Genomic DNA, 24,025 nt, shown 5'->3' with positions numbered 1-24,025 from the left:
AATTAACATGACGCTACCTCGACCACCTATGCTGGTTAAAACCATATGGTTTTTAATTTTTATAATTTCATTTAGTAGAGGAGAGGCTCAAGTAGAACAGGATAGCGTATTAGAGTCACAATATCTTAACAAAACACAGTTTAGGTTATCAAAAAAAGAGTTAGGCACATCTCTTACTTATTTGAAAAACGCACTGGACTTTGAGTTACAGCGGATCGACCAAGATCAAGAGAAAATCTTGATTTACTACGCCCAGATAGGATTTGTTTATAGAAACCTTAATGAATATGAAATTGCCCTTGATTACTTTAGAATATTTTTAAAGTTAGCAATCCAAAGATATGGAAAGAATCATTTATATACTGGATACGGTTTTTTAAACCTTGGTGTCACCTATAAAAATTTGTTACGCCATGAAATGGCCTTAAGAGCTTATAACAAATCTCTAATAGTCTTCCAATATTGCAAAAAAGCAGATATGGTTGCATTTGTTTATAATAGTATTGGGGATATTCTTGCTAAAAAAGGGGAATTTAGTAATGCTATTGATCTTTATGAAAGGAGCATACATATAATCGCCAAATTATTTGGAAAAAATTATGTTGAAAATGGCAAAAATTATAAGAATATAGGAGCGCTCTATTATCTTAAAGAAGATTATGAAAAAGCATTATTGTTTTACAAAAAAAGTTTAAATATTCTAATAGATGTTTATGGAGAAAATCGCTTAGATGTCGCTGATCTTTGTTTAGACATCGGAAATATTTACAACGACAAAAAAGAATATGATAGTGCACTAAAATATTATCACAAAACTCTTAATGGGTACATGAACGTCTTAAGCAAAGATGATCAAAAAATCGTAGATTTAAATTTGTTAATAATAGACGTTCAAGTCAAAAAAAAGAAACTTAATGAGTTTAACAAAACTATTTCCTATTTTGACAAGGCTATAGTATCAAATAAGAAACCATACTCCAAAGACAACAGGGATACATTTACCCCAAGTGAATATTACGACTCAAAGCTATTACTAAAAATTCTACACGGAAAAGCGAAAGTATTACAAGAGAGATTTATTAAAGATAAAAATATAAGAGATTTAAATAGTAGCTTAAAAATATATGAACAAGCTGACATACTAATCGATTATATTAGAAAATCTTACCAGAGCCATAAAGATAAAATGGCATTTGCCAAAAATGCAAGAAAAGTCTATGCTGACGCCGTTGATGCAGAATTTCTGCTATATAAAGAAGCAAAAACTCAACAAACACCTCAAAAAATAATCTATTACGTAGAAAAAAGTAAAGGTAATACCTTAAAGGATTTAATTAATGAAGCAAAAACAAAGGAATTTTCTGGGTTATCAGACAACCTATTAGAAATGGATAGAATTCAAAGAATTAATAGAGCATTTTACCAATCCCGAATCATTGAAGAAAGTTCTAATATCGATATAGATCAATCAAAAATTCAAGAATACGAAAAAAAGATAGCTAATATCGACAGAATAGAGGATTCTTTATCGAATATTTTTAAAGACAAACATCCCAAATATTATCGGCTTAAATTTCAAAACTCTGTCATTCTAGTAGATGAAATTCAAAAAATGTTAAATAAGGAGACCGATTTGTTAGAATTTTTTACCTCAGAAAGTACTACATATGTTTTTGCGATAACAAAGGACAAAATCGAAATAAAAGCACTTAATATTTTAAATATTCCCAAAAAAATAACACAATTTAGACGGGCAATCGCCAACAAACATACCAAAGCTTATAAAACAATTGCTCACCAGTTATATCAGGATCTTATCTCTCCTATTGCCCCATTATTAAAGGGTAGGGAGCTTATAATTGTACCCGATGGGTCTTTATGGCATCTCAATTTTGATTTATTACTTTATCAAAAGGACATTTCTAACAATCCGAAAGAACTATCTTATCTATTAAAAAAACACATTGTTTCATATGCCAATTCTGCTAACTTATTGTTTTCAGATCGAAATGAGAGTATTTTTGATTTTTTACACGTGCAAAAAGAGTGTTTAGCATTTTCTTTTTCCAGCAATGCAAGTTTTCAAAGTCCCAACAGTATAAAAACACACGCTATTTCATCTAAAGAAAGTGACTTACCAGGGACTCGAAGAGAGATTAAGTCTATTTCAAAAATTATGGAGGGCCAATATTTTTTTGGAGATCAAGCTATAGAAGCTAATTTTAAAAAAAATGCAAGTAATTACAATGTTCTACATCTTGCCATGCATGGTAAAGTTGATCATGAAAACCCTGAGAACTCTAAACTTCTATTTACAAAAAGTGAAAATTCAGAAGAAGATAACAACTTATATAGCCATGAGCTTTTTGGACTGAATATCCCTGCTGAGCTTGCTGTACTAAGCGCTTGTAATACTGGCAGTGGTAAAATAGCCAAAGGGGAAGGTATTATGAGCCTGGGCCATGCATTTCAGTATGCCGGTACCAAAAGCCTATTGCTATCTAGCTGGGAAGTCTCTGACGAAACCACCCCAGAAATAATGAAATATTTCTACACTTATCTTAAGCAAGGAATGAAAAAAAATGAAGCATTACAAAAAGCTAAGTTAACCTACCTAAACTATGCAGATGCTGATCGAACACATCCATTCTACTGGGGAAGTTTTTACTTAATTGGAGAAACTACACCAATGCATTTTGATAACCACAAATGGCTTTATTGGATTACTAGTATATGTATCTTAAGCATAATCCTTTTTCTATCATTCAAAACCAAAATTCTCAAATATAGAAGGTTAATTCCTTACATTAGCATTACAGAACATACATAATGATATTAGTAACAGGAGCAACAGGTTTAGTAGGTGCCCATCTGGTAATGAAACTGGTACGGGAACAAAAAAAAGTAAGAGCACTCTATCGTTCTGAAACCAAAAAAGAGCAGTTTAAAAAATTGTTTGATTATTATTTTGAACAAGATGAATCCTTATATAACACCATAGAATGGTATCAAGGAGATCTTACCGATATTCCTTCACTCACAGATGCTTTTGATAATATTACGCAGGTGTATCATTGTGCTGCCAAAATAAGTTTCGATCCATCGCATTTTAAAAAACTGCGTAAAGTCAATATTGAGGGTACAGCCAATATTGTTAACCTTTGTTTGATTCATTCTATTAAAAAGCTTTGCTATGTAAGTTCAATTGCCGCCTTAGGAGAAAACAGTACGGGAGAGTATATTGATGAAACAGCAGAATGGAATCCCGAAATTCCTAACTCTGTTTATGCCATAAGTAAATATGGCGCAGAAATGGAAGTATGGAGGGGAATTCAAGAAGGATTACAAGCAGTAATCGTAAATCCGGGTATTATTATTGGTCCAGGTTTTTTTAATAGTGGTAGCGGAATTCTATTTAAAAGAATCAACTCAGGAATGAAATATTATACCACCGGTACATCGGGATACATCGGGGTTAATGATGTAGTAGATATCATGTATTTACTTACTACGGGGAATTACTCAAATCAAAGGTATATTCTCACTGCCAAAAACATGAGTTACCAAAGTGCATTCACACAAATTGCAAAAGCATTAAACAAACCGGTTCCCTCAAAAAAGATTTCTCCTTTTACTATGAATATCGCTTATGAGTTACAGAGAATTGGGCACTTTTTGTTTAGAACGAAACGATCTATCTTTAAATCGTCGATACGAAGTGCATTTACCGTTTCTTTATATAAGAATGATAAAATAAAAGAAACTCTTAATTACAAATTTACTCCTGTTGAGCAAGCCATTAAAGAAACCGCTACTCTTCTTCTGAAGAATTTTTGAATCTTTTATTTCGGGCTTTTTCAATCTCTTTTTCCATTTCTTCTTGAGATGGCACCAATTTATCTTTTACATCAAGAGTATCTTTTGCCTTTTTGATAGAATCTTCTATTCTTTTAATTGAATCTTCTTTCTTTTTAATTTTTTCAAAACGCACTTTTGAGCTATCAACGTTTGCTTTTACTCTTTTAAAAATTTTCTCATATCTCTCCAGCTGACCCGAATACCACAAGTTATTTTCAGCAAAAACAATACTATCGATATCATACTTCTTAAGAATATAAGACTCAGGATTGATCATTTTTTCTTCAAAAACTTTTCTACTAGAAGCTTTGGCTGCCTTTATAAAGGCTATTTCTGTAAGTATTTCTACCATCAGATCTTCTTCAAGAACGACTTCTGGTTTAGAAAATTTTTCTATACTCTGGCATGAAAAAACTAGAACAAGAACAAAACAAAATAAAACTCTTAGTATCATCTTTCAAAAGTTAATCTTTGTGCGTTTTTAACATCATAGAATTTAAAGTTCTTATACACCAGACTTCCATTAATGAATGTATGTGTAATTCTAGATTTAAATGTGGTTCCTTCAAATGGAGACCACCCACATTTGTAGGCAATATTATCTTTATTTACGGTCCATGGAGCATTTAGATCCACCAAAACCGCATCTGCAAAATAGCCTTCTTTGATATACCCTCTTTTTTCTACCTGAAATAAGATTGCAGGGTTATGACTCATTTTTTCAACTATTTTCTCCAAACTAATTTTACCTTTATGATAAAACTCTAACATAGCTGGCAACGCATGCTGTACCAATGGTCCTCCAGATGGCGCTTTGGTATACATGTTTTTCTTTTCTTCAAGCGTATGAGGAGCATGATCTGTAGCAATCACATCTAATCTATCATCTAGTAATGCTTCGAACAACGCATCTCTGTCTTTGGCTGTTTTTACTGCAGGATTCCACTTAATATGTGTTCCTTTTTCTTTGTAATCCTGATCAGAAAACCATAAATGGTGAATACACACTTCGGCAGTTATCTTCTTTTCCCTAAGGGGTATTTTATTGGTAAACAGCTCTAATTCTTTAGCTGTTGAAAGATGAAAAACATGTAACCTGGCCCCTGTCTTTTTGGCCAAAGCTACAGCATTAGATGAAGAAATATAGCATGCTTCTTCACTTCTAATAATAGGATGTAGTTCAATAGGAATATCATCCCCGTATTGCTCTTTATATTTTGCAGTATTATCTCGTATTGTTTGCTCATCTTCGCAATGTACCGAGATTACCAAATCTGTAGAAGAAAATATCTTTTCTAACACTTCTGGATTATCTACCAGCATATTTCCTGTAGAAGAGCCTAAAAACAACTTAAGGCCTGCAACATTTTTAGGATCTACCTTTAAAATTTCTTCAAGATTATCATTGGTTCCACCAAACATAAAAGAATAATTTGCATAACTGGTCTTAGCTGCAATTTCAAACTTCTCCTCTAGTTTTTCTATAGTTGTAGTTTGCGGAACCGTATTTGGCATTTCTATAAAAGAGGTAATACCCCCAGCCACAGCTGCTTTAGATTCAGTTTCAATATTTGCTTTATGAGTAAGACCTGGTTCTCTAAAATGAACCTGATCATCTATTACTCCTGGCAATAAATATTTCCCTTCAGCGTCAAAAATGTGAATATCTGGAGATTTTGCGCTTATCTGTGCAGCTATTTCCTTAAAAACTCCATTCTCGATATACACATCTCCGTTAAAAATTTTTCCTTCGTTAACAATGTTGGCATTTTTGATTAATACCTTATCCATAATCATATTTCGTAACTTTTAAACAAGCTTTTTAATTTCATTTTAATCACTCCAAAAACAGCTTCAGAAATAATTCCTTTGCTCATTTTTGAATTTCCTCGTGTTCTATCGGTAAATATTACCGGCACTTCTTTAATTTTAAATTTCAGCAAATACGCTTTAAATTTCATTTCTATTTGAAAAGCATATCCTACAAATCGTATTTTGTCTAAATTAATTTTTTCTAAAACCTCTCTTCTATAACAGATAAATCCAGCAGTTGTGTCATGAATATTCATTCCTGTAATAAAACGAACATATTTTGAAGCCAACCAGGAAAGTAAAACCCTGCTCATTGGCCAATTAACCACATTTACTCCTGTGACGTATCTTGACCCAATTGCTACATGTGAACTCCCTTTGGCACATGCATTATATAATCGTATTAGGTCATTGGGGTTATGAGAAAAATCGGCATCCATTTCGAATATGTATTCATATCCTTTTTGCAAGGCCCATTTAAATCCGGAGATATAAGCAGTTCCCAGACCTAGTTTACCCTTTCTTTCCAAAAGAAAAAGACCTTCTGGAAATTCAGATTGTAATTTTTTCACCTCTGCAGCCGTACCATCTGGAGAATTATCATCAACAATAAGAATGTGAAAATTTCTTTGTAATGAAAAAACATTCTTAATGATTCGTTCTACATTTTCTATCTCATTATAGGTAGGAATTATGACTATCGCGTCTACCATCTAGACCATTTTTCACGCAAATATAATTAAATAATTACTAGATTTTTTCTTGTTTTTGTGAGTTATTTGATTGTAATTTTACCCTTAACAGTTTATGGAAATTATTACACGAAACATCATTGCAAATAATTGGCTTACTATTCTCATTATAGCTTGCCTTGTTTTACTGTCTGTAGCTAAAAGGATTAACAGTCTTTCATTCTCAAATTTCATGATGCTTTTAAGCAATAATAAATACATTATTTCTTATCAGAAACCAAATCGACTTTCGACCAGTTTCAATAGTGTTTTATTGCTTTTTCAGATCATCTCGGCATCACTATTTCTATACTTATGCTTTAACGTTTTTGATTCGCAAGTTACTTCGTCAGAAATCAACTTATATTTTAAAATTCTTATTATATATACTGTAGTCGTTATTTGTAAACTATTAATAGAAAAAATAATAGGAACTATTTTTGCTATTGACACCATAATTGACGAATACTTGTTTTACAAGGTATCTTATCGCAATTTTATGGGAGTGGTTCTACTTATTGCCAACATTCTATTTATTTATACATTTACCCCATCCAAAATTGCACTTATCGCTCTCGTTATAGCATTGCTTGTCCTAAATACTATCGTGCTTATTTCTTTTTACAAGAAAAATGAAAACATAATTTTAAACCATAAGTTTTATTTTATTTTGTATCTTTGCGCACTTGAAATCGCGCCTTATTTTATACTATATAAGCTTATAATCTAAAATTTAGGTTACGAACGTAAGAAAAGAATATATATGAAAGTGAAAACAATTTTGGTCTCACAACCAGAGCCTAAAGTAGAAAATTCACCTTATTTTGATCTAGAAGAAAAGGAAAAAGTGAAGATCGATTTTATTCCTTTTATTCATGTTGAAGGAGTTGATGCCAAGGAGGTAAGATTACAAAAAGTGGATTTATCGCAATACACCGCAATTATTCTTACCAGCCGTAATTCTGTCGATCATTTTTTTAGAATCGCAGAAGAAATGCGTTACAAGGTTCCGGATAGCATGAAATACTTTTGTCAGAGTGAGGCGGTAGCATACTATTTACAGAAGTATGTTGTTTACAGAAAAAGAAAAATATATGTTGGTAAAAGAACGTTCCAAGAGCTTTCACCTTTAATTAAAAAGTATAAGACAGAAAAGTTCTTACTACCATCTTCTGATAAATTAAAACCTGAAATTCCTAACACCCTAGACAGTCTTAAGGTAAATTGGAAACAGGGGATATTCTACAGAACTGTTGTTAGTGACCTTTCTGATTTGAGAGATGTTTTTTATGACGTACTTGTGTTTTTCAGCCCTTCTGGAATAAAGTCGTTATTCGAAAACTTCCCAGATTTTAAGCAAAATAATACTCGTATTGCTGTATTTGGGAACTCAACAGTAAAAGCAGCCGAAGAACATGGTTTGGTAGTAAATATTCAGGCACCAACCCCTGAAACACCATCTATGACAATGGCACTTCAGAAATACATTAAAGAAGTCAACAAAAAATAACTTTTTAAGAACTTAAAGAGAGTTATCTTGATAACATATAATTAAAAAAGGATCTGAAATAAATCAGACCCTTTTTTAATTGTTTATTCTAGATGAATTAGAACCCATAACGTTGTGGCCCTCCTCTTCGGATTTCCTCGTTCGCATAAGATTCAAATTTCTTGAAATTCTCTCTAAACGCATTCGTTAATTTAAAAGCAGTGGTATAGTATGCTTCATCATCATTCCAAGTCGCTCTAGGACTTAGCACGCTATCTGGAACACCGGGACACTTTCTTGGTTGCGCTACACCAAAAACCGAATGAATATGATAATCGTCATACGAATATAGACCAAGATCACCGTTAAGCACCGCTTGAATCATAGCTCTAGTATACTTAAGCTTAATTCTTGAACCTACTCCATAAGGTCCGCCGGTCCACCCCGTATTTACAAGCCACACATTCACACCGGTCTCCTGCATTTTATTGATTAACATTTCTGCATACTCTGCAGGGTGTAACGGCATAAATGGAGCTCCAAAACAAGCAGAGAATGAAGGTTGTGGTTCTACTACTCCAGCTTCAGTTCCAGCAACTTTTGCTGTATATCCAGATATAAAATGATATGCCGCCTGACTTGGAGTAAGCTTAGAAATAGGAGGCAACACTCCAAAAGCATCAGCCGTTAAGAAAAATATATTCTTAGGGTTTTTACCAATAGATGGTGTCTTTATATTCTCTATATGATGTATCGGGTAACTTACTCTGGTGTTTTGTGTGATTGACGTATCAGCAAAATCAACCTCGCCATTATCATCAATAATCACATTTTCCAGAATAGCTCCTTTTTTAATCGCACCATAAATTTCTGGCTCTTTCTCCGCAGACAAATCGATCACTTTTGCATAACAACCTCCTTCAAAATTGAAGATTGTATTTTCTTTTGTCCAACCATGCTCATCATCACCGATAAGTTTGCGATTTGGATCGGTAGAAAGAGTCGTTTTACCTGTTCCTGAAAGACCAAAGAATATTGCAGTATCTCCCTCTTCACCAACATTGGCAGAGCAATGCATTGGCAGAGAGTTTCTTTCTACCGGAAGAATAAAATTTAATGCCGAAAAGATTCCTTTTTTAATCTCTCCCGTGTACCCAGTTCCTCCAATAAGTGCAATTTTTCGCTCAAAATTTAAGATGGCAAAATTATGCTGCCTTGTTCCATCTACAGCAGCTTCTGCCATAAAACCAGGTGCATTAACTACAGTCCATTCTGGCTTAAAGTCTTTTAACTCTTCTTGAGTTGGTCTTAAGAACATATTATAAGCAAACATATTTGACCATGGATACTCATTTATCACTCGTATGTTTAATCTATACTCCGGATCGGCACATGCATAACTATCTCTAACGAAAATTTCCTTTCCTGATAGGTATTTGGTAACCTTATCATAAAGCTTATCGAAAGCGTCGGGTTCAAAAGGAATGTTAATATCTCCCCACCAAATTTTGTCTTTGGTAATGTCATCTTTAACAATAAAACGATCCATTGGTGAGCGACCTGTAAACTCCCCTGTGTTTATTGCCAGTGCTCCCGACTTAGTTATTTTCCCTTGGCCTTTTTGCACCGCCTCATTCTCTAGTTCTTCTGGAGATAATTGGTAGCGCATTGTAGCATTTTCAATACCGTAATGCTTTAACGAAAACGTTTTCGTAATTGGATACAGTGGTTCCATAAAAATATGTTGTGTATGTTATGTACGTGCAAAATTATAAATAATAATTACACTAACCGTGAAAAACTTTACTTAATCTTAACAAGTGCGGCAATAAAGAAAATCCATCCAAAAATTAACAAAAAACCTCCCAAAGGCGTAATAAAACCAATACTTGATAGAGAAATCCCTAATACTTCATCTATTACCAAAAGATAGATGGATCCTGAAAAAAGGGCAATTCCCCCTATAAAGAAATAGAAGATACGTTTCTGAAAAGTCTTATTTAAAGCAGACATATTTCCTAAAATAATAAGCACAATTGCATGGTACATCTGGTACCTTACTCCGGTATTAAAAGAAGTGACACTTGACTCATCTACCAATTTCTTAAGGCCGTGCGCACCAAAAGCACCAAATAGTACTGCAATAAGAGCCAAGGTTGCCCCAGTAATCAAAATTGTCTTATTTAATCTCATTTTCTGTTCAATTGATTTTTCAAACATATTTTCTAAACTATTTAGACATTTTTTTTCAAAAAATAGAATTAATCCAATAGATAACACTTACTATTTTTTGAGGTATTTATTACATTCGTATCAAAGTTATCAAAATATAAACTTGTATGCGAAAGGTTTTAGTTATCGGAGCTGGTAAATCTACCGCCGTATTGATTAAATATTTTCAGGATAAAGCTGAATCAGAAAATCTTCAGATTATTATTGGAGACATTTCAATAGAAAATGCTCAAAAATTAGCTAATAATCATCCCTTCAGCGAAGCGATATTGCTAGATGTTTTTGATAAAAACTCCAGAGAAAATGCCATTCAAAATGCCGACATAGTGGTTTCTATGCTTCCCGCAAGATTTCATATTGAAGTTGCTAAAGACTGTTTGAAATATGAAAAAAATATGGTTACCGCTTCTTATGTGAGTGAAGAAATGCAAGAGCTTGATTCCGAAGTTCGCAAGAAAGGATTAGTATTCATGAATGAAATTGGCCTGGATCCCGGAATAGATCATATGAGTGCCATGCAAGTGATTGATCGAATTAGAAATCAAGGAGGTAAAATAATCTTATTCGAATCTTTTACTGGCGGTCTGGTAGCACCAGAAAGCGATACCAACTTATGGAATTATAAGTTCACATGGAATCCTAGAAATGTGGTTATCGCAGGCCAAGGAGGATCTGCAGAGTTCCTGCAGGAAGGCACCTATAAATATATTCCATACCACAAACTATTTAGAAGAACCGAGTTTTTGGAAGTAGAAGGATATGGGCGTTTTGAGGCTTATGCCAACAGAAATTCACTCAAATATCAAAGCATATATGGCTTAGAAGATATTTTAACATTATACCGAGGAACCATTCGTAGGGTAGGTTTCTCAAGAGCATGGAACATTTTTGTTCAATTAGGAATGACGGCAGATGACTATACCATAGAAAATTCTGAGCATATGAGTTATCGCGATTTTATGAATTCCTTTTTACCCTACTCTCCTTCGGATTCTGTTGAACTAAAACTAAGACATTACCTCAAAATAGATCAAGATGACATCATGTGGGACAAGCTTTTAGAACTTGATCTCTTCAACCCTCACAAAAAAGTTAGTATCTCAAATGCAACTCCTGCCCAGATTCTTCAAAAAATACTAATGGACAAATGGACTCTAGATGACGGAGATAAAGACATGATTGTTATGTATCATAAATTTGGATATGAACTCAACGGAAAACGTCAACAAATAGACGCCACAATGGTGAGTATAGGTGAAGATCAAACCTATACTGCAATGGCCAGGACAGTTGGACTTCCTGTAGCCATGGCAGCACTTCGTATTCTTAATAAAGAGTATACACATAGTGGAGTTCAAATCCCTATCAAAAAAGAGATATATGACCCCATCTTAAAAGAATTAGAAGATTTCGGAATCACATTTAATGAGATAGAGCGCGACTATTTAGGCTACAATCCTGATGGAGTAAAAGGTTAATTTTATTACAATTTTATACATTTATAACATTTGAAATTTCAATTTTATATCAATAATCGTATTTTTGGTTAACAGTTGAAATAATTCCCCTATGAAAAATAGTCAAGTAAAAATCGACGGAATTGATAAAGAAATTTTACGCAATTTAATGGAAGACGCTAGAAGACCCATTCTAGAAATTGCCAGAAAAGTTGGTATTTCTGGTGCCGCAATTCACCAAAGATTACGTAAAATTGAAGCTTCAGGACTAATAGCAGGATCAAAATTTATCATTGACCCGAAAGTACTTGGTTATAAAACGATGGCTTTTGTGGGTGTTTTTCTAGATAAGGCTGTTAGCAATCCAAAAGCAGTAAAACAACTCAAAGAAATTCCTGAAGTAATAGAATGTCATTATACAACAGGTAACTGGTCAATTTTTATCAAAATATTATGCAAAGATAATGAGCATTTGATGAACGTTTTAAACAAGAACATCCAAGCTATAGAAGGCGTTTCTCGAACAGAAACTTTCATCTCTCTAGATCAGCAAATCGACCGTCAAATAAACATATAAAAAAACCTCCAAGATGTAAACTTGGAGGTTTTTTTATCATCTAGGCACACATCTTATCTAGTCTCTTCTTCCTAAAAATATAGAAATGAAATATAACAGCGTAGCTAAGGAACCTAGTGCAGCCACTACATACGTTCTTGCTGCCCATTTCAATGCATCTTTTGCTCCCGCATACTCCTTTTGAGTCACTATATTGTTATTTTCAAGCCAGGCCAAAGCTCTATTACTAGCATCATATTCTACAGGAAGAGTAATAAACGCAAATAGCGTAGTCATCCCGAATAATACTATACCCAGCAGAAACACTGTATTACCGAGAAGCATTCCTGAAGCAGACATCACTAATCCTGCCATGATTACAAAATTTGAAAATTTCCCTGCCATTCCCACTACAGGCACAATCTTAGACCTCATTGTTAACCAACTATAAGCAGTAGCATGTTGTACAGCATGACCAACTTCATGTGCTGCTACAGCAGCAGCAGCTGCATTACGCTGGTTATATACTCCTTCACTAAGATTTACAGTTTTCTTTAGTGGGTTATAATGATCTGTTAGCATTCCTGGTGTAGAAATAACTTGAACATCAAATATGCCATTATCTTGAAGCATTTTGGTCGCTATTTCGGCTCCACTCATTCCATTTTGTAAATGAATATTGGAGTACTTTTTAAATTTACTTTTAAGTTTATTGCTCACATAAGAACTAACCAAGAAGATAATTCCCGCAATGATATAATATCCCATCATAACTTATGTACTTTTTATGTTTGTTAAAGTTACAACATAAAAAGCAAAAACCTCGCCATAAAAGCGAGGTTCTCGGTTAAATAAACTTGAGTTAGCCAATAAGTCGAGTTTAATCTAAATAACCATTTACATCTTCTAACGGAAGGCCAAAAGCCTCTGATATTGCAGGGTACACAACATCTCCATTAATTACATTTAGTCCTTTCTTTAGGGGTTCATTTTCTTTACAAGCCTTTTTCCAGCCCTTATTTGCCAATTGCACAGCATATGGCAAAGTGACATTAGTAAGTGCCAAAGTTGACGTATAAGGCACTGCACCTGGCATATTTGCTACAGAATAGTGCACTACATCATCAATAATATATACAGGGTCTTGGTGTGTCGTTGGTTTAGTAGTTTCAAAACACCCTCCTTGATCAACCGCAACATCAACCAACACCGTTCCAGGGCGCATATCTTTAAGCATATCTCTGGTAATCAATTTTGGCGCCTTTGCCCCCGGAATTAACACCCCTCCTACAATAAGATCTGAAGTTTTGATATGTTTTCTAATCGTGTATTCGTTAGAATATTCAGTATTTATATTGGCAGGCATTACATCATCAAGATATTTTAATCTTTTCGGACTAATATCTAGTATAGTAACATCTGCACCCATACCCGCTGCCATTTTAGCGGCTTGTGTACCTACAACTCCACCTCCTAGAATTAAAACCTTTGCTGGTGCTACTCCAGGAACACCTCCTAAAAGAATACCTCTTCCTTTCAAAGGTTTTTCAAGATATTTGGCTCCTTGTTGGATCGACATTCTCCCTGCAACTTCACTCATAGGAGTTAATAATGGAAGACTTCTATCTGGATCCTCTACGGTTTCATAAGAAACACACACCGATCCACTATCGATCATAGCTTTGGTTAGCACCTCACTAGAAGCGAAATGAAAATATGTAAATAATAACTGATCCTTCTTAATTAAAGAATATTCTGGTTCTATTGGTTCTTTAACCTTAATGATCATTTCAGCGGTTTGGTATACATCTTCAATTGTGGGTAAAATTTGCCCACCAGCACTTATGTATTCTTCATCGCTAAATCCACTTTGTAGACCAGCATTTTGCTGAATAAAAACGGTGTGACCATGTCTAACAAGTTCCATAGTCCCGGCAGGTGTTACACCTACTCTGTTCTCGTTATTTTTGATTTCCTTGGGGACACCAATTATCATATTCTTATTTTTTGGTCGAAAATAGCTGTTTTTATGAAATAAAACAATAAACCAGCCTCTAAAAATATTTTATTGATAATTTTAGCAGGTTTTCATTTAAATTGTTAAAATTTAAAAAACCTTGTTATAGATAGTTAGTTTTTATAGCGAAGCTTGAAATACAAGAGTATCAACCCTAAAATAATGGTGACAAAATTTGCTAAAATAATAGGAAAACTATCGATCAAAAAGCCATAAACCAACCAACAAAGTAACCCAGAAACAAAAATTAACAGCATAGATAATGATAAACTATCTGTTGATTTTGTTTTCCAGGTTTTATACACCTGAGGAAAAAAAGCCGCAGTCGTTAAAACTGCGGCTACGAGTCCCAGAATTTCTATTGGGTCAATCATATTGTTTTTGAGTTATCCTACTACATTTACAATCTTGCCAGGTACTACTATCACCTTTTTAGGTTCACGCCCAGCAAGTTGCTGTTGTGTTTTTTCGTGAGCCATTACAGCCGCTTCAATATCTTCTTTACTCATATCTAAAGGTAGCTCAAGCTCAAAACGTTTTTTCCCGTTAAAAGAGATCGGGTATACTTTTGCGCTTTCTACCAAATATTTCTCTTCGAATTTTGGAAAAGCAGTAGTAGTAATAGAAGTGGTATTCCCTAACTTTTGCCATAGCTCTTCAGCAATATGAGGAGCATAAGGAGATATAAGCACCAAAAGCTGCTCCAAAATCGTTCTTGAATTACATTTTTGAGCGGTAAGCTCATTTACAGCAATCATAAAAGTACTTACTGAAGTGTTAAAAGAAAAATTCTCTATATCTTCTTCTACTTTTTTGATTGTCTTGTGTAGCGTTTTAAGATTATCTTTTGTTGGCTCTGTTTCAGAAACTTCAAAAGCATCTCCATTATGATATAATTTCCATAATTTCTTCAAGAAAGAATGTACACCTGTAATACCCGCGGTATTCCAAGGTTTGGCCTGTTCTAATGGACCTAGGAACATTTCGTATAATCGTAAGGTATCTGCCCCATAATCATTACAAATATCATCTGGGTTTACTACATTAAACCACCTTTTAGACATTTTTTCTACCTCTCGACCTACAATATACTTACCATCTTCAAGGATAAACTCGGCATCAATAAACTGTGGCTGCCAATTTTTGATAGCTTCCAAATTGAGCTCATCGGAATTATTGATCAAACCAACATCTACCCTTAGCTCTTCGGTTTTATGCTGAGCTTTTAAACCTTTAGAAACATAAGAATTTGTACCACTAATTCTATATACAATAGCACTAGTACCTAAAATCATTCCTTGGTTGATCAATTTCTTAGCAAATTCTTCGACTGGCACAACTCTTTTGTCGAACAAGAATTTTTGCCAGAAACGAGCATATAACAAATGTCCTGTTGCATGCTCACTTCCTCCTATATAAAGGTCTACTTCTTTCCAATATTCGATTGCCTCATTAGAAAACACTTCATGTTCGTTTTGAGGATCCATATATCTATTGAAATAATAAGAACTCCCTGCCCAACCCGGCATCGTATTTAATTCTAATGGAAAAACGGTATTATGATCAATCTTATCATTTGAAACAATCGTATTGCTATTGGTATCCCAAGCCCATTCTGTCGCTCTTCCCAAAGGCGGCTCACCTGTTTCGGTGGGTAAGTATTTCTCTACTTCGGGCAACTCAATAGGTAAATGTTTAGCCTCAATCATTTGTGGCATTCCATCGACATAGTATACAGGAAAAGGCTCACCCCAATATCGCTGTCTACTAAATACAGCATCACGAAGACGGTAATTAATTTTTCCTTCTCCCTGACCTAGCTTTTCAAGTTCTTCTATCGCCTTTTTTGTAGCTTCTTTATAGCTTAATCCGTTTAAAAAATCTGAATTAGCGATAACCGTATTCTCTTTATCTGCAAAGGCTTCTTCAGAAATATCTACTCCGTCAAAAATATTAGGAATTTCAATATTAAAGTGTTTCGCAAAGTCATAATCTCGTTGATCTCCACAAGGAACAGCCATTACAGCTCCTGTACCATAGCCCGCTAAAACATAATCTCCAATCCAGATTGGCACTGGCACCTTGGTAAAAGGATGCTCTGCATAGGCTCCAGTAAAAGCACCACTAATGGTTTTTACATCGGCCATACGCTCTCGCTCACTTCGCTTAGCGGTCGCTTCAATATATGCTTCTACTTCGGCTTTTTGCGCTGCAGTTGTAATTTTTTGCACCAAATCATGTTCTGGCGCTAAGGTCATAAAACTAGCTCCAAAAATAGTATCTGGCCGAGTAGTAAATACTTCTATAACTTCATCATGATCTTTTACTTTAAAAGTCACACTAGCTCCTTGAGATCTTCCTATCCAGTTGGTCTGAGAATCCTTTAGAGGTTGTGGCCAATCAATGGTATTCAATCCATCCAATAAACGTTGCGCATATGCCGAAATTCGCATACTCCATTGTGTCATTTTTTTGCGAATCACCGGGTAGCCACCACGTTCTGACACTCCATTTACTATTTCATCATTGGCTAAGACTGTTCCTAGTTGCGGACACCAATTCACCTCTGTTTCGGCAAGGTATGTTAATCTGTATTTTAGAAGTACTGCTTGTTTTTCTTTGACAGAAAATGCATTCCATTGTTCGGCTGTAAACACATTCGTATCATCATCACAAACTGCATTTACCGCACTATTTCCATCTTTTGAAAAAATGGTTGCTAAATCTGAAATATCTCTGGCCTTATTTGCATCATTATCATACCAAGAGTTAAACAGCTGAATAAAAATCCATTGTGTCCATTTATAAAATTTAGGATCACTGGTTCTCACTTCACGACTCCAATCGAAAGAAAACCCTATTTTATCTAATTGCTCACGATATCTTGCAATATTTTCTTTGGTGGTAATAGCAGGATGCTGTCCCGTTTGAATAGCATATTGTTCTGCAGGCAACCCAAAAGAATCATACCCCTGAGGATGTAATACATTGAATCCTTTATGGCGTTTATATCTCGCATAAATATCACTGGCAATATACCCTAGTGGATGCCCCACATGTAATCCGGCACCAGAAGGATAAGGAAACATGTCTAGTACATAATATTTTGGTTTAGCACTGTTGTTTTCTGCTTTGAATGTTTGGTGCTCTGCCCAATATTTTTGCCACTTGGCCTCAATAGTATTAAAATCGTAGCTCATTAATCTAAAATTAAGATCGCAAATTTACGATTTTATGCGAGTTTACTACGTTTTTTCGCTTTAGTTTTTGGTTAACCTTGCTTTGGCTTCCATTGGCTGCAAGCAACTATAAATAAAAGCATTAACAGGCGTAGAAATTCCTAGTTTTTTACCTTCTTCAACAATAAATCCATTAAAATTATTTAATTCTGAAGGTCGCCCCTCTAAAATATCTCGTTGCGTAGAGGCGGTAGAATCAAAAGGTTGCTTCTCGATAAAAGCCATAATACGTTTTACCAGATCACTTGGTAGCCCTATGCCTTTGGCTACTCCAATCTCATAAATTTCCTGGGCCGTTTTCTCCAATAAGTTTTGCGTTCCTGAATCTTGATACATTTCACCAATAGTAAGTCGAGTTAGGGCACCTAGACCACTTACGGTTGCTATAAACATAAACTTACTCCAAATATCTACATAAATGTTTTTTGAAATGGTATTATGAAAACCTGCTTTATTAAACACTTGCTGAATAGTGGACAATCTTTTGGTAAGAGTACCATCAATCTCTCCAAAAACAACTTCTGGATCATGACCAAAATGAGAGATCACCCCTGGAGCTTCAATTTTACTATAAATTTTACACAACCCGCCCAGCACATGTTGTTTGGGAATAGCAGAAAGTAATTTCTCTACATTATCAGCACCATTTTGCAACGGAATAACCACGGTGTTCTCCTTAATTATGGGCAGCACCAATTTTGCAGCTTCTGCAACCTGCCATGATTTTGTGCAAATAAGAATAAGATCTGCCTTTTCTGCTTCATTAATTTGATCTGTCACTAAATAAGGGTGCGTCACAAAGTCTCCATTAATACTATTCACCTCTAAGCCCTTATTTTTAATAGCTATAAGATGCTCCCCTCTGGCAATAAGCGTAACTTTTTGACCAGAATTCGAAATTTTTCCTCCAAAATATCCTCCTACACCTCCAACACCAAAAACAACTGTGTGCATATATAAATCCTTTAAGTAAATAAGAATGTTGTTAAGTATACGTTATTCCTGTACAAACCAAAGTTAATTAACTATTCTTTATTATTTTTACCCGAAAATATAATTCTTTATGAGCTCATCCTTTGAAAAATACCAAAAACGCAGACTAATTTCTTCATACTTCTCGGTGGTGATTAGTATCTCTTTGGTTTTATTTTTATTAGGTTTATTGGGCTTGTTGGTTTTGAATACTAAAAAAGTAGCAGATCATTTTAAAGAAAAGATCGCTCTTACGATTTATTTAAAAGACACTGCCAAAGAGGTAGAAATCAAACAGCTTGAAAAAACGCTAGCCTTAGCAGAATATACAAAGTCGACTACATTTATATCTAAAGATGAAGCTGCCGAAGAACACAGTAAGGATATCGGTGAGAATTTTATGGAATTTCTTGGGTATAATCCCTTGCAAAATTCTATCGACGTATATTTGAAAGCTGATTTTGTAGATGCTGCCAAAATTGAAGATATTTCTGCGTCTATCACTAAGAAGAATTTTGTAGACGAAGTGATTTATGACAAACCGCTTATTTCTTTACTAAATGATAATATTAGACGTATAAGCTTTTGGGTATTATTAATAAGCGGGATTTTCACTTTTATCGCAGTGCTATTGATCAATAGTTCTATTCGTTTATCGGTTTATTCTAAACGATTTATTATTAAAACCATGCAAATGGTTGGTGCTACCAAAAAATTTATTCGCAGACCATTTGTCTGGAAAAGTGTTCGCCTTGGTATGATAGGTGCAATCGTGGCTCTTGTAGGAGTAGGTATTGTATTATATTATTTGAATAAGACCTTCCCAGAATTGGCTTTGCTAGATGATAAGGCCCTCTTAGCAATTTTATTTTTAGGCGTTTTTGGAATTGGAGTACTTATCACCTGGATTAGTACCTTTTTTGCAACCCAGCGATTCTTAAATCTTAGAACCGACGAATTATATTATTAAGCTCTCAAGATGAAAAAAGTAGCTAAAATATGGTTCTCAGTCGTTTTTGTGTTGTTTTTAGGCTTTATGTGGATGATGGTACAAACTTTTAAGCCTGTTCGAAATGTTCAACCTGAAGATGTACTCACCGTAAAAGGAACAGTAACCAAAATAGAAGAAGGCCCAGGTCTTGACCTTGTCATTACACTAAAAGGCGACGAGCACTATTACTATATTAATCGAGGCTTACAGCAAGGATTAACGGTAGAACAAACTCGTCTTGATATTTTAAACAAAACTGTTACTTTGTATCCTATTAAAAGATGGACTATCTTTACTCGCGACGGAAATATGGGACATATTTCTAAATTGATGCTTAAGGACAAGGTAATTTATAACGAGATTAATAACGATATACATGAAAAAACAATCCAATAAAAATTCATTACCGAAACCAGACTTCGTTTTCGGAAAGAAAAATTATATGTTCATGGCCATTGGTATTGCAGTTATTGCTCTTGGTTTTATTTTGATGGCAGGTGGAGGAAGTGACGATCCTAATGTCTTTAATCCGGAAATCTATAGTTTCAGAAGAATAAGACTTGCTCCCACGATTGTATTAATCGGTTTTGGTATAGAAATTTACGCAATCTTATTAAATCCAGATAAGAAGAAAGATAAGTAATCGATCAATTTATCATTCCACTACCCTATATTTGCCAAAGTTTAAGAAAACCCTGAATCCTTTATGGAAATCATTGATTCGATTATTTTAGGCATTATACAAGGACTTACAGAATTTTTACCTGTCTCCTCTAGCGGCCATTTAGAACTAGGAAAAGCTATTTTAGGTGACACCAGCGTACCCGAAGAATCTCTTCTTTTCACCGTAGTCCTTCATTTTGCCACTGCACTAAGTACTATTGTAGTGTTTCGAAAAGATATTCTGGAAATTATTTCTGGATTATTTAAGTTTAAAAAAAACGAAGAAACCTTATTTTCTTTCAAAATTATTATCTCAATGATACCAGCGGTTATTGTGGGTTTGTTTTTTGAAGAACAGTTAGAGCAATTATTTGGAGGAAACATCACATTTGTTGGTTTTATGCTTATTATCACTGCAATTCTATTGTGGTTAGCAGACAAAGCCAAAAACACGCTTAAACCAGTAAGCACCTCCAATGCATTTATAATTGGTATCGCGCAGGCAATTGCCATGTTACCAGGAATATCACGAAGCGGAGCTACTATTTCTACATCGGTTTTACTAGGCAATGACAAAACAAAAGCTGCTCGTTTCTCTTTTCTAATGGTTATTCCTTTAATTTTCGGTAAAATAGCCAAAGACCTTTTAAGTGGTGATCTTAATTTTTCGTCAGAGAACAGTATACCCATCATTGTTGGTTTTATTGCGGCATTCATTTCAGGGCTTTTCGCCTGTACATGGATGATTTCTCTGGTGAAAAAGAGCAAGTTAACGTATTTTGCCGTATATTGTATACTTGTTGGCATACTTGCCATCAGTTTTGGTTTTATTAAATAGCGCCCCACACAACAATGTTAACCGAACAAGATTATAAAGATGGTCAAATTCTATTGATCGACAAACCACTACAATGGACTTCTTTCCAGGTTGTAAATAAATTGCGTTGGCTTATTCGGAAGACGTTCGGCATAAAGAAAATTAAGGTTGGGCATGCCGGAACATTAGATCCTCTAGCTTCGGGGTTATTGGTAATATGTACCGGAAAATTCACTAAGCGCATACAAGAATTTCAAGGTCAAGCCAAAGAATATACTGGGACCATCACATTAGGAGCTACAACTCCTTCTTATGATTTGGAAACTGAAATAGATCAAACTTTTCCGATAGATCATGTTTCTGAAAAAAAAGTTATGGATGCTACTTCTCATTTTATTGGTGAAATACAGCAATTTCCACCGGTCTTTTCAGCCTTGAAAAAAGATGGAAAACGCTTGTATGAGTATGCCCGAGAAGGAGAAGACGTAGAAGTCACCCCCAGAAAAATAACAATTGACGAATTTGAAATTACAAAAATTGCACTGCCAGAAATTGATTTCAGGGTAGTTTGCAGTAAAGGAACATACATACGATCTCTAGCACACGATTTTGGAAAACATTTACAAAGTGGAGCACACCTAACCGCTTTGAGAAGAACCAAAATAGGGGAATTTTCGGTGGAAGAAGCTATGACTATTGAGGCTTTTAAAACCCAGTTACCAGTTAAAATTGAAACTAATTAAAATATTGTATAAGAAAATTAGTTATAGATACCTATGGAGTTTATAGAAAAACATAAAGCCCTGATTATCACATCGATGCTGATGGGTATTTTTGTTCTTAGTCTTTATAACATTAGCATGTTTAAGAAGCAAAAACAGCAATCTGAAATTCTTATGGAGATTCCTGAAGAATTCCTTGCTGAAGAAGAACAAGCTGAAGAAGAAGAACCGCAAATGGAAGAAGCAAGAGACCTAATCGCTTCTAAAAGAACTCACAATGCCTATAATGAAGATTTTGAAGATCATGATGAAATAGAAGAACGCATTAAATCATTAATGGAAGCCGAGCAGGCATCTTCAGAAAATGAAGAAACACAAACCAATGATGGCGAGGTGCCCATAGAAGAAAAAGCTGAAGGAGACGATACAAAAAAAGAAGAACTCGAACCCGAAGGAAAAGAAACCAATAACAGAAATAGTTCGTTAACCTACAGTCTTAAAGGAAGAAACTCGCTTGAATTGCCTAATCCAGTTTATACCTGTAATGGAAGCGGAAAAGTAGTGGTTAAAATTGAAGTGAACAAAAACGGATATGTAGTAGATACCAAAGTCGATAAAAAGCGTTCTACAACAAGAAATGAGTGCTTATTCGACAATGCTATGGAGTATGCCAAACAAGCACTATTTTCTCGTTCTGATGTAGAAGAACAACAGGGTTCAATTACATATTACTTTAATTATAGTAATTAGATAAGTTTGGTTAAATCTTCGATGATATTAACCCCCTTATCTTTATTATACCATACTTGTAAATCTTGTTTAAAATCTGCATCAAGACTACCGTGCTCAGCTTTATAATCGTTTACCATTTTTGTAGCTACTGAAGGTCGAGGACCCCAGGAATTTAGCACTTCCTTTTTATCATTATCAAATGCAATCAATTTAGGAATTGCTTTACCTCCATTGGTTAAAAAATTACTCATTAAGTCATCATGCTCATCGCGAGAAACAATTCTTAAATCGATCCCATCATTAAGTTCTGCCAATTTATTTATTACAGGCAGAGACTGTGCGGCATCGCCACACCAACCTTCGGTCAACACTAACCAAGTTACATTCAATTTTGCGTCAGAAAATATCTTTTTAGCCGCATCATTTACTTTTATAGTTTTATCTAATCGCTTCATTCTTCGATCATTCAACATACTATAATTTGTCAAAGCTTCGGTTTGATCATTACCGGTAGATTTACCTTCTAGCAATAGGCTACTTACTAATTCTTTATATTCTTCATAGCTAGCAGAATTAGAAATTCCCTTTTCTATTAATTCGTTTATTGTTATTGTGGTAGTATTCATATTTCTTTTCATAAATGTTACAAGATAAGACGATAATTATTTTTAAAACTTACGAAATTGGTTTTTTCATTCTATAATCGTACTTCAAGGAAGTATCAGAATAAATAAATGCAATATATTTATATTCTAAAATTCGGAATATGACAAAAATCAGATGTGGATGGTGTGTTGGTGACGACTTATACGAATCTTACCATGATAATGAATGGGGAACTCCTCTTCATGATGAGCAGCTTTTATTTGAGTTTTTGATATTAGAGACTTTTCAGGCTGGCTTGAGCTGGATAACCATTTTAAGAAAACGAGATAACTTCAGAAAAGCTTTTGATAATTTTGATTACAAAATTGTAGCAAAATATGGAGAAACTAAAAAGGAAGAATTGCTTCAAGATGCTGGTATCATAAGAAATAAATTGAAAATAAACTCTGCTATAACTAATGCCCAAAATTTCATAAAAATTCAGGAAGAATTTGGCAGTTTCGATAGTTATATCTGGGGTTTTATTGACAGAAAACCTATTAAAAACTCTTGGAAACATCATAAAGATTGTCCGGCAAATACCGAAATTTCTGATCGCATTAGTAAAGACTTAAAAAAGAGAGGTTTTAAATTTGTTGGATCCACTGTTGTATATGCCTTTATGCAAGCCATAGGAATGGTCAATGACCATGTAGTAGATTGTTTTAGATATAATGAGGTTTGATCATGGAAGGAGAAACCAATTTGACCAAACTGATACGATCATTACAGCCTAAGTTACAAGAGGGCGAGTATATTTTTTCTACCGTAGAAAACGCAAATAGTATTGCCAGAAGCGATATTCTTTGTGAATTCAAAGAAAAAGAAGGAGTAACAATCGTTATGGAGCGTCAAAAAGCGGATGACCACAAACTATCTTATACCTATATTGCTAACTGGATCACACTAAAAGTACATTCTTCATTGGACGCGGTCGGTATGACTGCAATTTTTTCGTCTGAACTGGCAAAACATAATATTAGCTGCAATGTAATAGCAGGGTTTTATCATGACCATATTTTTGTACATAAAAAAGATGGTAATAAAGCGGTAAAAATTCTGAAACAATTATCTGAAAACTATAAAGATTGA

The 24,025-nt window shown here is 34.5% G+C and carries 25 protein-coding genes; 14 read left to right on the top strand and 11 right to left on the bottom strand.

The window, feature by feature from the left end; translation table 11 throughout:
• Positions 1–7: 7 nt before the first annotated feature.
• Positions 8–2,830 carry a CHAT domain-containing protein gene (locus M0D21_RS04890; RefSeq protein ID WP_248327329.1) on the top strand — a complete coding sequence of 941 codons (2,823 nt, stop codon included), beginning with the start codon at positions 8–10 and terminating at the stop codon, positions 2,828–2,830.
• Positions 2,830–3,837: an NAD-dependent epimerase/dehydratase family protein gene (locus tag M0D21_RS04885; protein WP_248327328.1), complete on the top strand. Its 1,008-nt coding sequence runs from the start codon at positions 2,830–2,832 to the stop codon at positions 3,835–3,837. Before M0D21_RS04890 ends, M0D21_RS04885 begins: the two co-directional genes overlap by 1 nt.
• On the opposite strand, the gene M0D21_RS04880 is transcribed toward M0D21_RS04885, so the two are convergent.
• Genes M0D21_RS04880 through M0D21_RS04870 form a run of 3 tightly spaced genes read right to left on the bottom strand, consistent with a single transcriptional unit; the run spans position 3,812 to position 6,383 of the window.
• Positions 3,812–4,312, bottom strand: a complete 501-nt coding sequence (locus M0D21_RS04880; protein WP_248327327.1) for a DUF4296 domain-containing protein — start codon at positions 4,310–4,312, stop codon at positions 3,812–3,814. The two genes, M0D21_RS04885 and M0D21_RS04880, sit on opposite strands and share 26 nt — an antisense overlap.
• Complete coding sequence (locus M0D21_RS04875; protein ID WP_248327326.1) at positions 4,309–5,649, bottom strand: dihydroorotase; 1,341 nt, start codon at positions 5,647–5,649, stop codon at positions 4,309–4,311. The genes M0D21_RS04880 and M0D21_RS04875 overlap by 4 nt, the downstream gene beginning before the upstream one ends.
• Before the next feature lie 2 nt (positions 5,650–5,651).
• Positions 5,652–6,383: a polyprenol monophosphomannose synthase gene (locus M0D21_RS04870; RefSeq protein ID WP_248327325.1), complete on the bottom strand. Its 732-nt coding sequence runs from the start codon at positions 6,381–6,383 to the stop codon at positions 5,652–5,654.
• Between the two features lie 94 nt (positions 6,384–6,477).
• On the opposite strand from M0D21_RS04870, the gene M0D21_RS23110 reads away from it, so the two are divergent.
• Together M0D21_RS23110 and M0D21_RS04865 are read left to right on the top strand one after the other, a co-directional pair.
• Positions 6,478–7,131 (top strand): DUF4271 domain-containing protein, encoded by a 654-nt coding sequence (locus tag M0D21_RS23110; RefSeq protein ID WP_394802448.1) that lies wholly within the window; start codon positions 6,478–6,480, stop codon positions 7,129–7,131.
• Between the two features lie 33 nt (positions 7,132–7,164).
• Positions 7,165–7,911: a uroporphyrinogen-III synthase gene (locus M0D21_RS04865; protein WP_248327324.1), complete on the top strand. Its 747-nt coding sequence runs from the start codon at positions 7,165–7,167 to the stop codon at positions 7,909–7,911.
• A gap of 97 nt (positions 7,912–8,008) precedes the next feature.
• On the opposite strand, the gene pckA is transcribed toward M0D21_RS04865, so the two are convergent.
• Entirely contained in the window at positions 8,009–9,625 is a 1,617-nt protein-coding gene (pckA, locus tag M0D21_RS04860; RefSeq protein ID WP_248327323.1) for a phosphoenolpyruvate carboxykinase (ATP), read from the bottom strand.
• A gap of 68 nt (positions 9,626–9,693) precedes the next feature.
• The gene (locus M0D21_RS04855) at positions 9,694–10,083 is read right to left on the bottom strand and encodes a DUF423 domain-containing protein (RefSeq protein ID WP_248327322.1); all 390 of its coding nucleotides are present in this window, start codon (positions 10,081–10,083) and stop codon (positions 9,694–9,696) included.
• Between the two features lie 146 nt (positions 10,084–10,229).
• On the opposite strand from M0D21_RS04855, the gene M0D21_RS04850 reads away from it, so the two are divergent.
• Both M0D21_RS04850 and M0D21_RS04845 read left to right on the top strand, forming a co-directional pair.
• Complete coding sequence (locus M0D21_RS04850) at positions 10,230–11,600, top strand: saccharopine dehydrogenase family protein (RefSeq protein WP_248327321.1); 1,371 nt, start codon at positions 10,230–10,232, stop codon at positions 11,598–11,600.
• 91 nt (positions 11,601–11,691) lie between these two features.
• Positions 11,692–12,156: an Lrp/AsnC ligand binding domain-containing protein gene (locus M0D21_RS04845; protein ID WP_248327320.1), complete on the top strand. Its 465-nt coding sequence runs from the start codon at positions 11,692–11,694 to the stop codon at positions 12,154–12,156.
• Positions 12,157–12,213: 57 nt separating this feature from the next.
• Here the strand turns inward: M0D21_RS04845 and M0D21_RS04840 are convergent, their stop codons facing one another.
• The 5 genes from M0D21_RS04840 to M0D21_RS04820 form a co-directional block, all read right to left on the bottom strand.
• Positions 12,214–12,906, bottom strand: a complete 693-nt coding sequence (locus M0D21_RS04840; protein ID WP_248327319.1) for a zinc metallopeptidase — start codon at positions 12,904–12,906, stop codon at positions 12,214–12,216.
• 109 nt (positions 12,907–13,015) lie between these two features.
• Entirely contained in the window at positions 13,016–14,131 is a 1,116-nt protein-coding gene (ald, locus tag M0D21_RS04835) for an alanine dehydrogenase (RefSeq protein ID WP_248327318.1), read from the bottom strand.
• 134 nt (positions 14,132–14,265) lie between these two features.
• Positions 14,266–14,526 (bottom strand): SemiSWEET family sugar transporter, encoded by a 261-nt coding sequence (locus tag M0D21_RS04830; RefSeq protein WP_248327317.1) that lies wholly within the window; start codon positions 14,524–14,526, stop codon positions 14,266–14,268.
• 12 nt (positions 14,527–14,538) lie between these two features.
• Complete coding sequence (leuS, locus tag M0D21_RS04825) at positions 14,539–17,352, bottom strand: leucine--tRNA ligase (protein ID WP_248327316.1); 2,814 nt, start codon at positions 17,350–17,352, stop codon at positions 14,539–14,541.
• Positions 17,353–17,412: 60 nt separating this feature from the next.
• The gene (locus tag M0D21_RS04820; RefSeq protein WP_248327315.1) at positions 17,413–18,345 is read right to left on the bottom strand and encodes a ketopantoate reductase family protein; all 933 of its coding nucleotides are present in this window, start codon (positions 18,343–18,345) and stop codon (positions 17,413–17,415) included.
• A gap of 109 nt (positions 18,346–18,454) precedes the next feature.
• Between M0D21_RS04820 and M0D21_RS04815 the strand changes: the two genes are divergently transcribed.
• The 6 genes from M0D21_RS04815 to M0D21_RS04790 all read left to right on the top strand — a co-directional run bounded on the left by M0D21_RS04815 (position 18,455) and on the right by M0D21_RS04790 (position 22,306).
• On the top strand, positions 18,455–19,333 hold the full coding sequence (locus tag M0D21_RS04815) for a cell division protein FtsX (RefSeq protein WP_248327314.1): 879 nt from the start codon (positions 18,455–18,457) through the stop codon (positions 19,331–19,333).
• 9 nt (positions 19,334–19,342) lie between these two features.
• Positions 19,343–19,750 (top strand): hypothetical protein, encoded by a 408-nt coding sequence (locus tag M0D21_RS04810; RefSeq protein ID WP_248327313.1) that lies wholly within the window; start codon positions 19,343–19,345, stop codon positions 19,748–19,750.
• The gene (locus M0D21_RS04805) at positions 19,731–19,997 is read left to right on the top strand and encodes a DUF3098 domain-containing protein (protein ID WP_248327312.1); all 267 of its coding nucleotides are present in this window, start codon (positions 19,731–19,733) and stop codon (positions 19,995–19,997) included. Before M0D21_RS04810 ends, M0D21_RS04805 begins: the two co-directional genes overlap by 20 nt.
• A gap of 63 nt (positions 19,998–20,060) precedes the next feature.
• Complete coding sequence (uppP, locus tag M0D21_RS04800; protein WP_248327311.1) at positions 20,061–20,855, top strand: undecaprenyl-diphosphatase UppP; 795 nt, start codon at positions 20,061–20,063, stop codon at positions 20,853–20,855.
• 14 nt (positions 20,856–20,869) lie between these two features.
• Entirely contained in the window at positions 20,870–21,577 is a 708-nt protein-coding gene (truB, locus tag M0D21_RS04795) for a tRNA pseudouridine(55) synthase TruB (RefSeq protein ID WP_248327310.1), read from the top strand.
• 33 nt (positions 21,578–21,610) lie between these two features.
• Positions 21,611–22,306, top strand: coding sequence for a hypothetical protein (locus M0D21_RS04790; protein ID WP_248327309.1), 696 nt, complete (start codon positions 21,611–21,613; stop codon positions 22,304–22,306).
• Here the strand turns inward: M0D21_RS04790 and M0D21_RS04785 are convergent.
• Positions 22,303–22,914: a thioredoxin family protein gene (locus tag M0D21_RS04785; protein WP_248327308.1), complete on the bottom strand. Its 612-nt coding sequence runs from the start codon at positions 22,912–22,914 to the stop codon at positions 22,303–22,305. The genes M0D21_RS04790 and M0D21_RS04785 overlap by 4 nt on opposite strands.
• Before the next feature lie 140 nt (positions 22,915–23,054).
• Between M0D21_RS04785 and M0D21_RS04780 the strand changes: the two genes are divergently transcribed.
• The gene (locus M0D21_RS04780) at positions 23,055–23,618 is read left to right on the top strand and encodes a DNA-3-methyladenine glycosylase I (protein ID WP_248327307.1); all 564 of its coding nucleotides are present in this window, start codon (positions 23,055–23,057) and stop codon (positions 23,616–23,618) included.
• 2 nt (positions 23,619–23,620) lie between these two features.
• A complete protein-coding gene (locus M0D21_RS04775; RefSeq protein WP_248327306.1) occupies positions 23,621–24,025 on the top strand; it encodes an ACT domain-containing protein in 405 nt (134 codons plus the stop codon).

Origin of the sequence: Aquimarina acroporae, assembly GCF_023195925.1 — a bacterium.
In the GTDB taxonomy this organism is placed as follows: domain Bacteria; phylum Bacteroidota; class Bacteroidia; order Flavobacteriales; family Flavobacteriaceae; genus Aquimarina; species Aquimarina acroporae.
The sequence above is the reverse complement of the archived record's forward strand: the minus strand, read 5'-3'. Positions and strand labels throughout refer to the sequence as shown.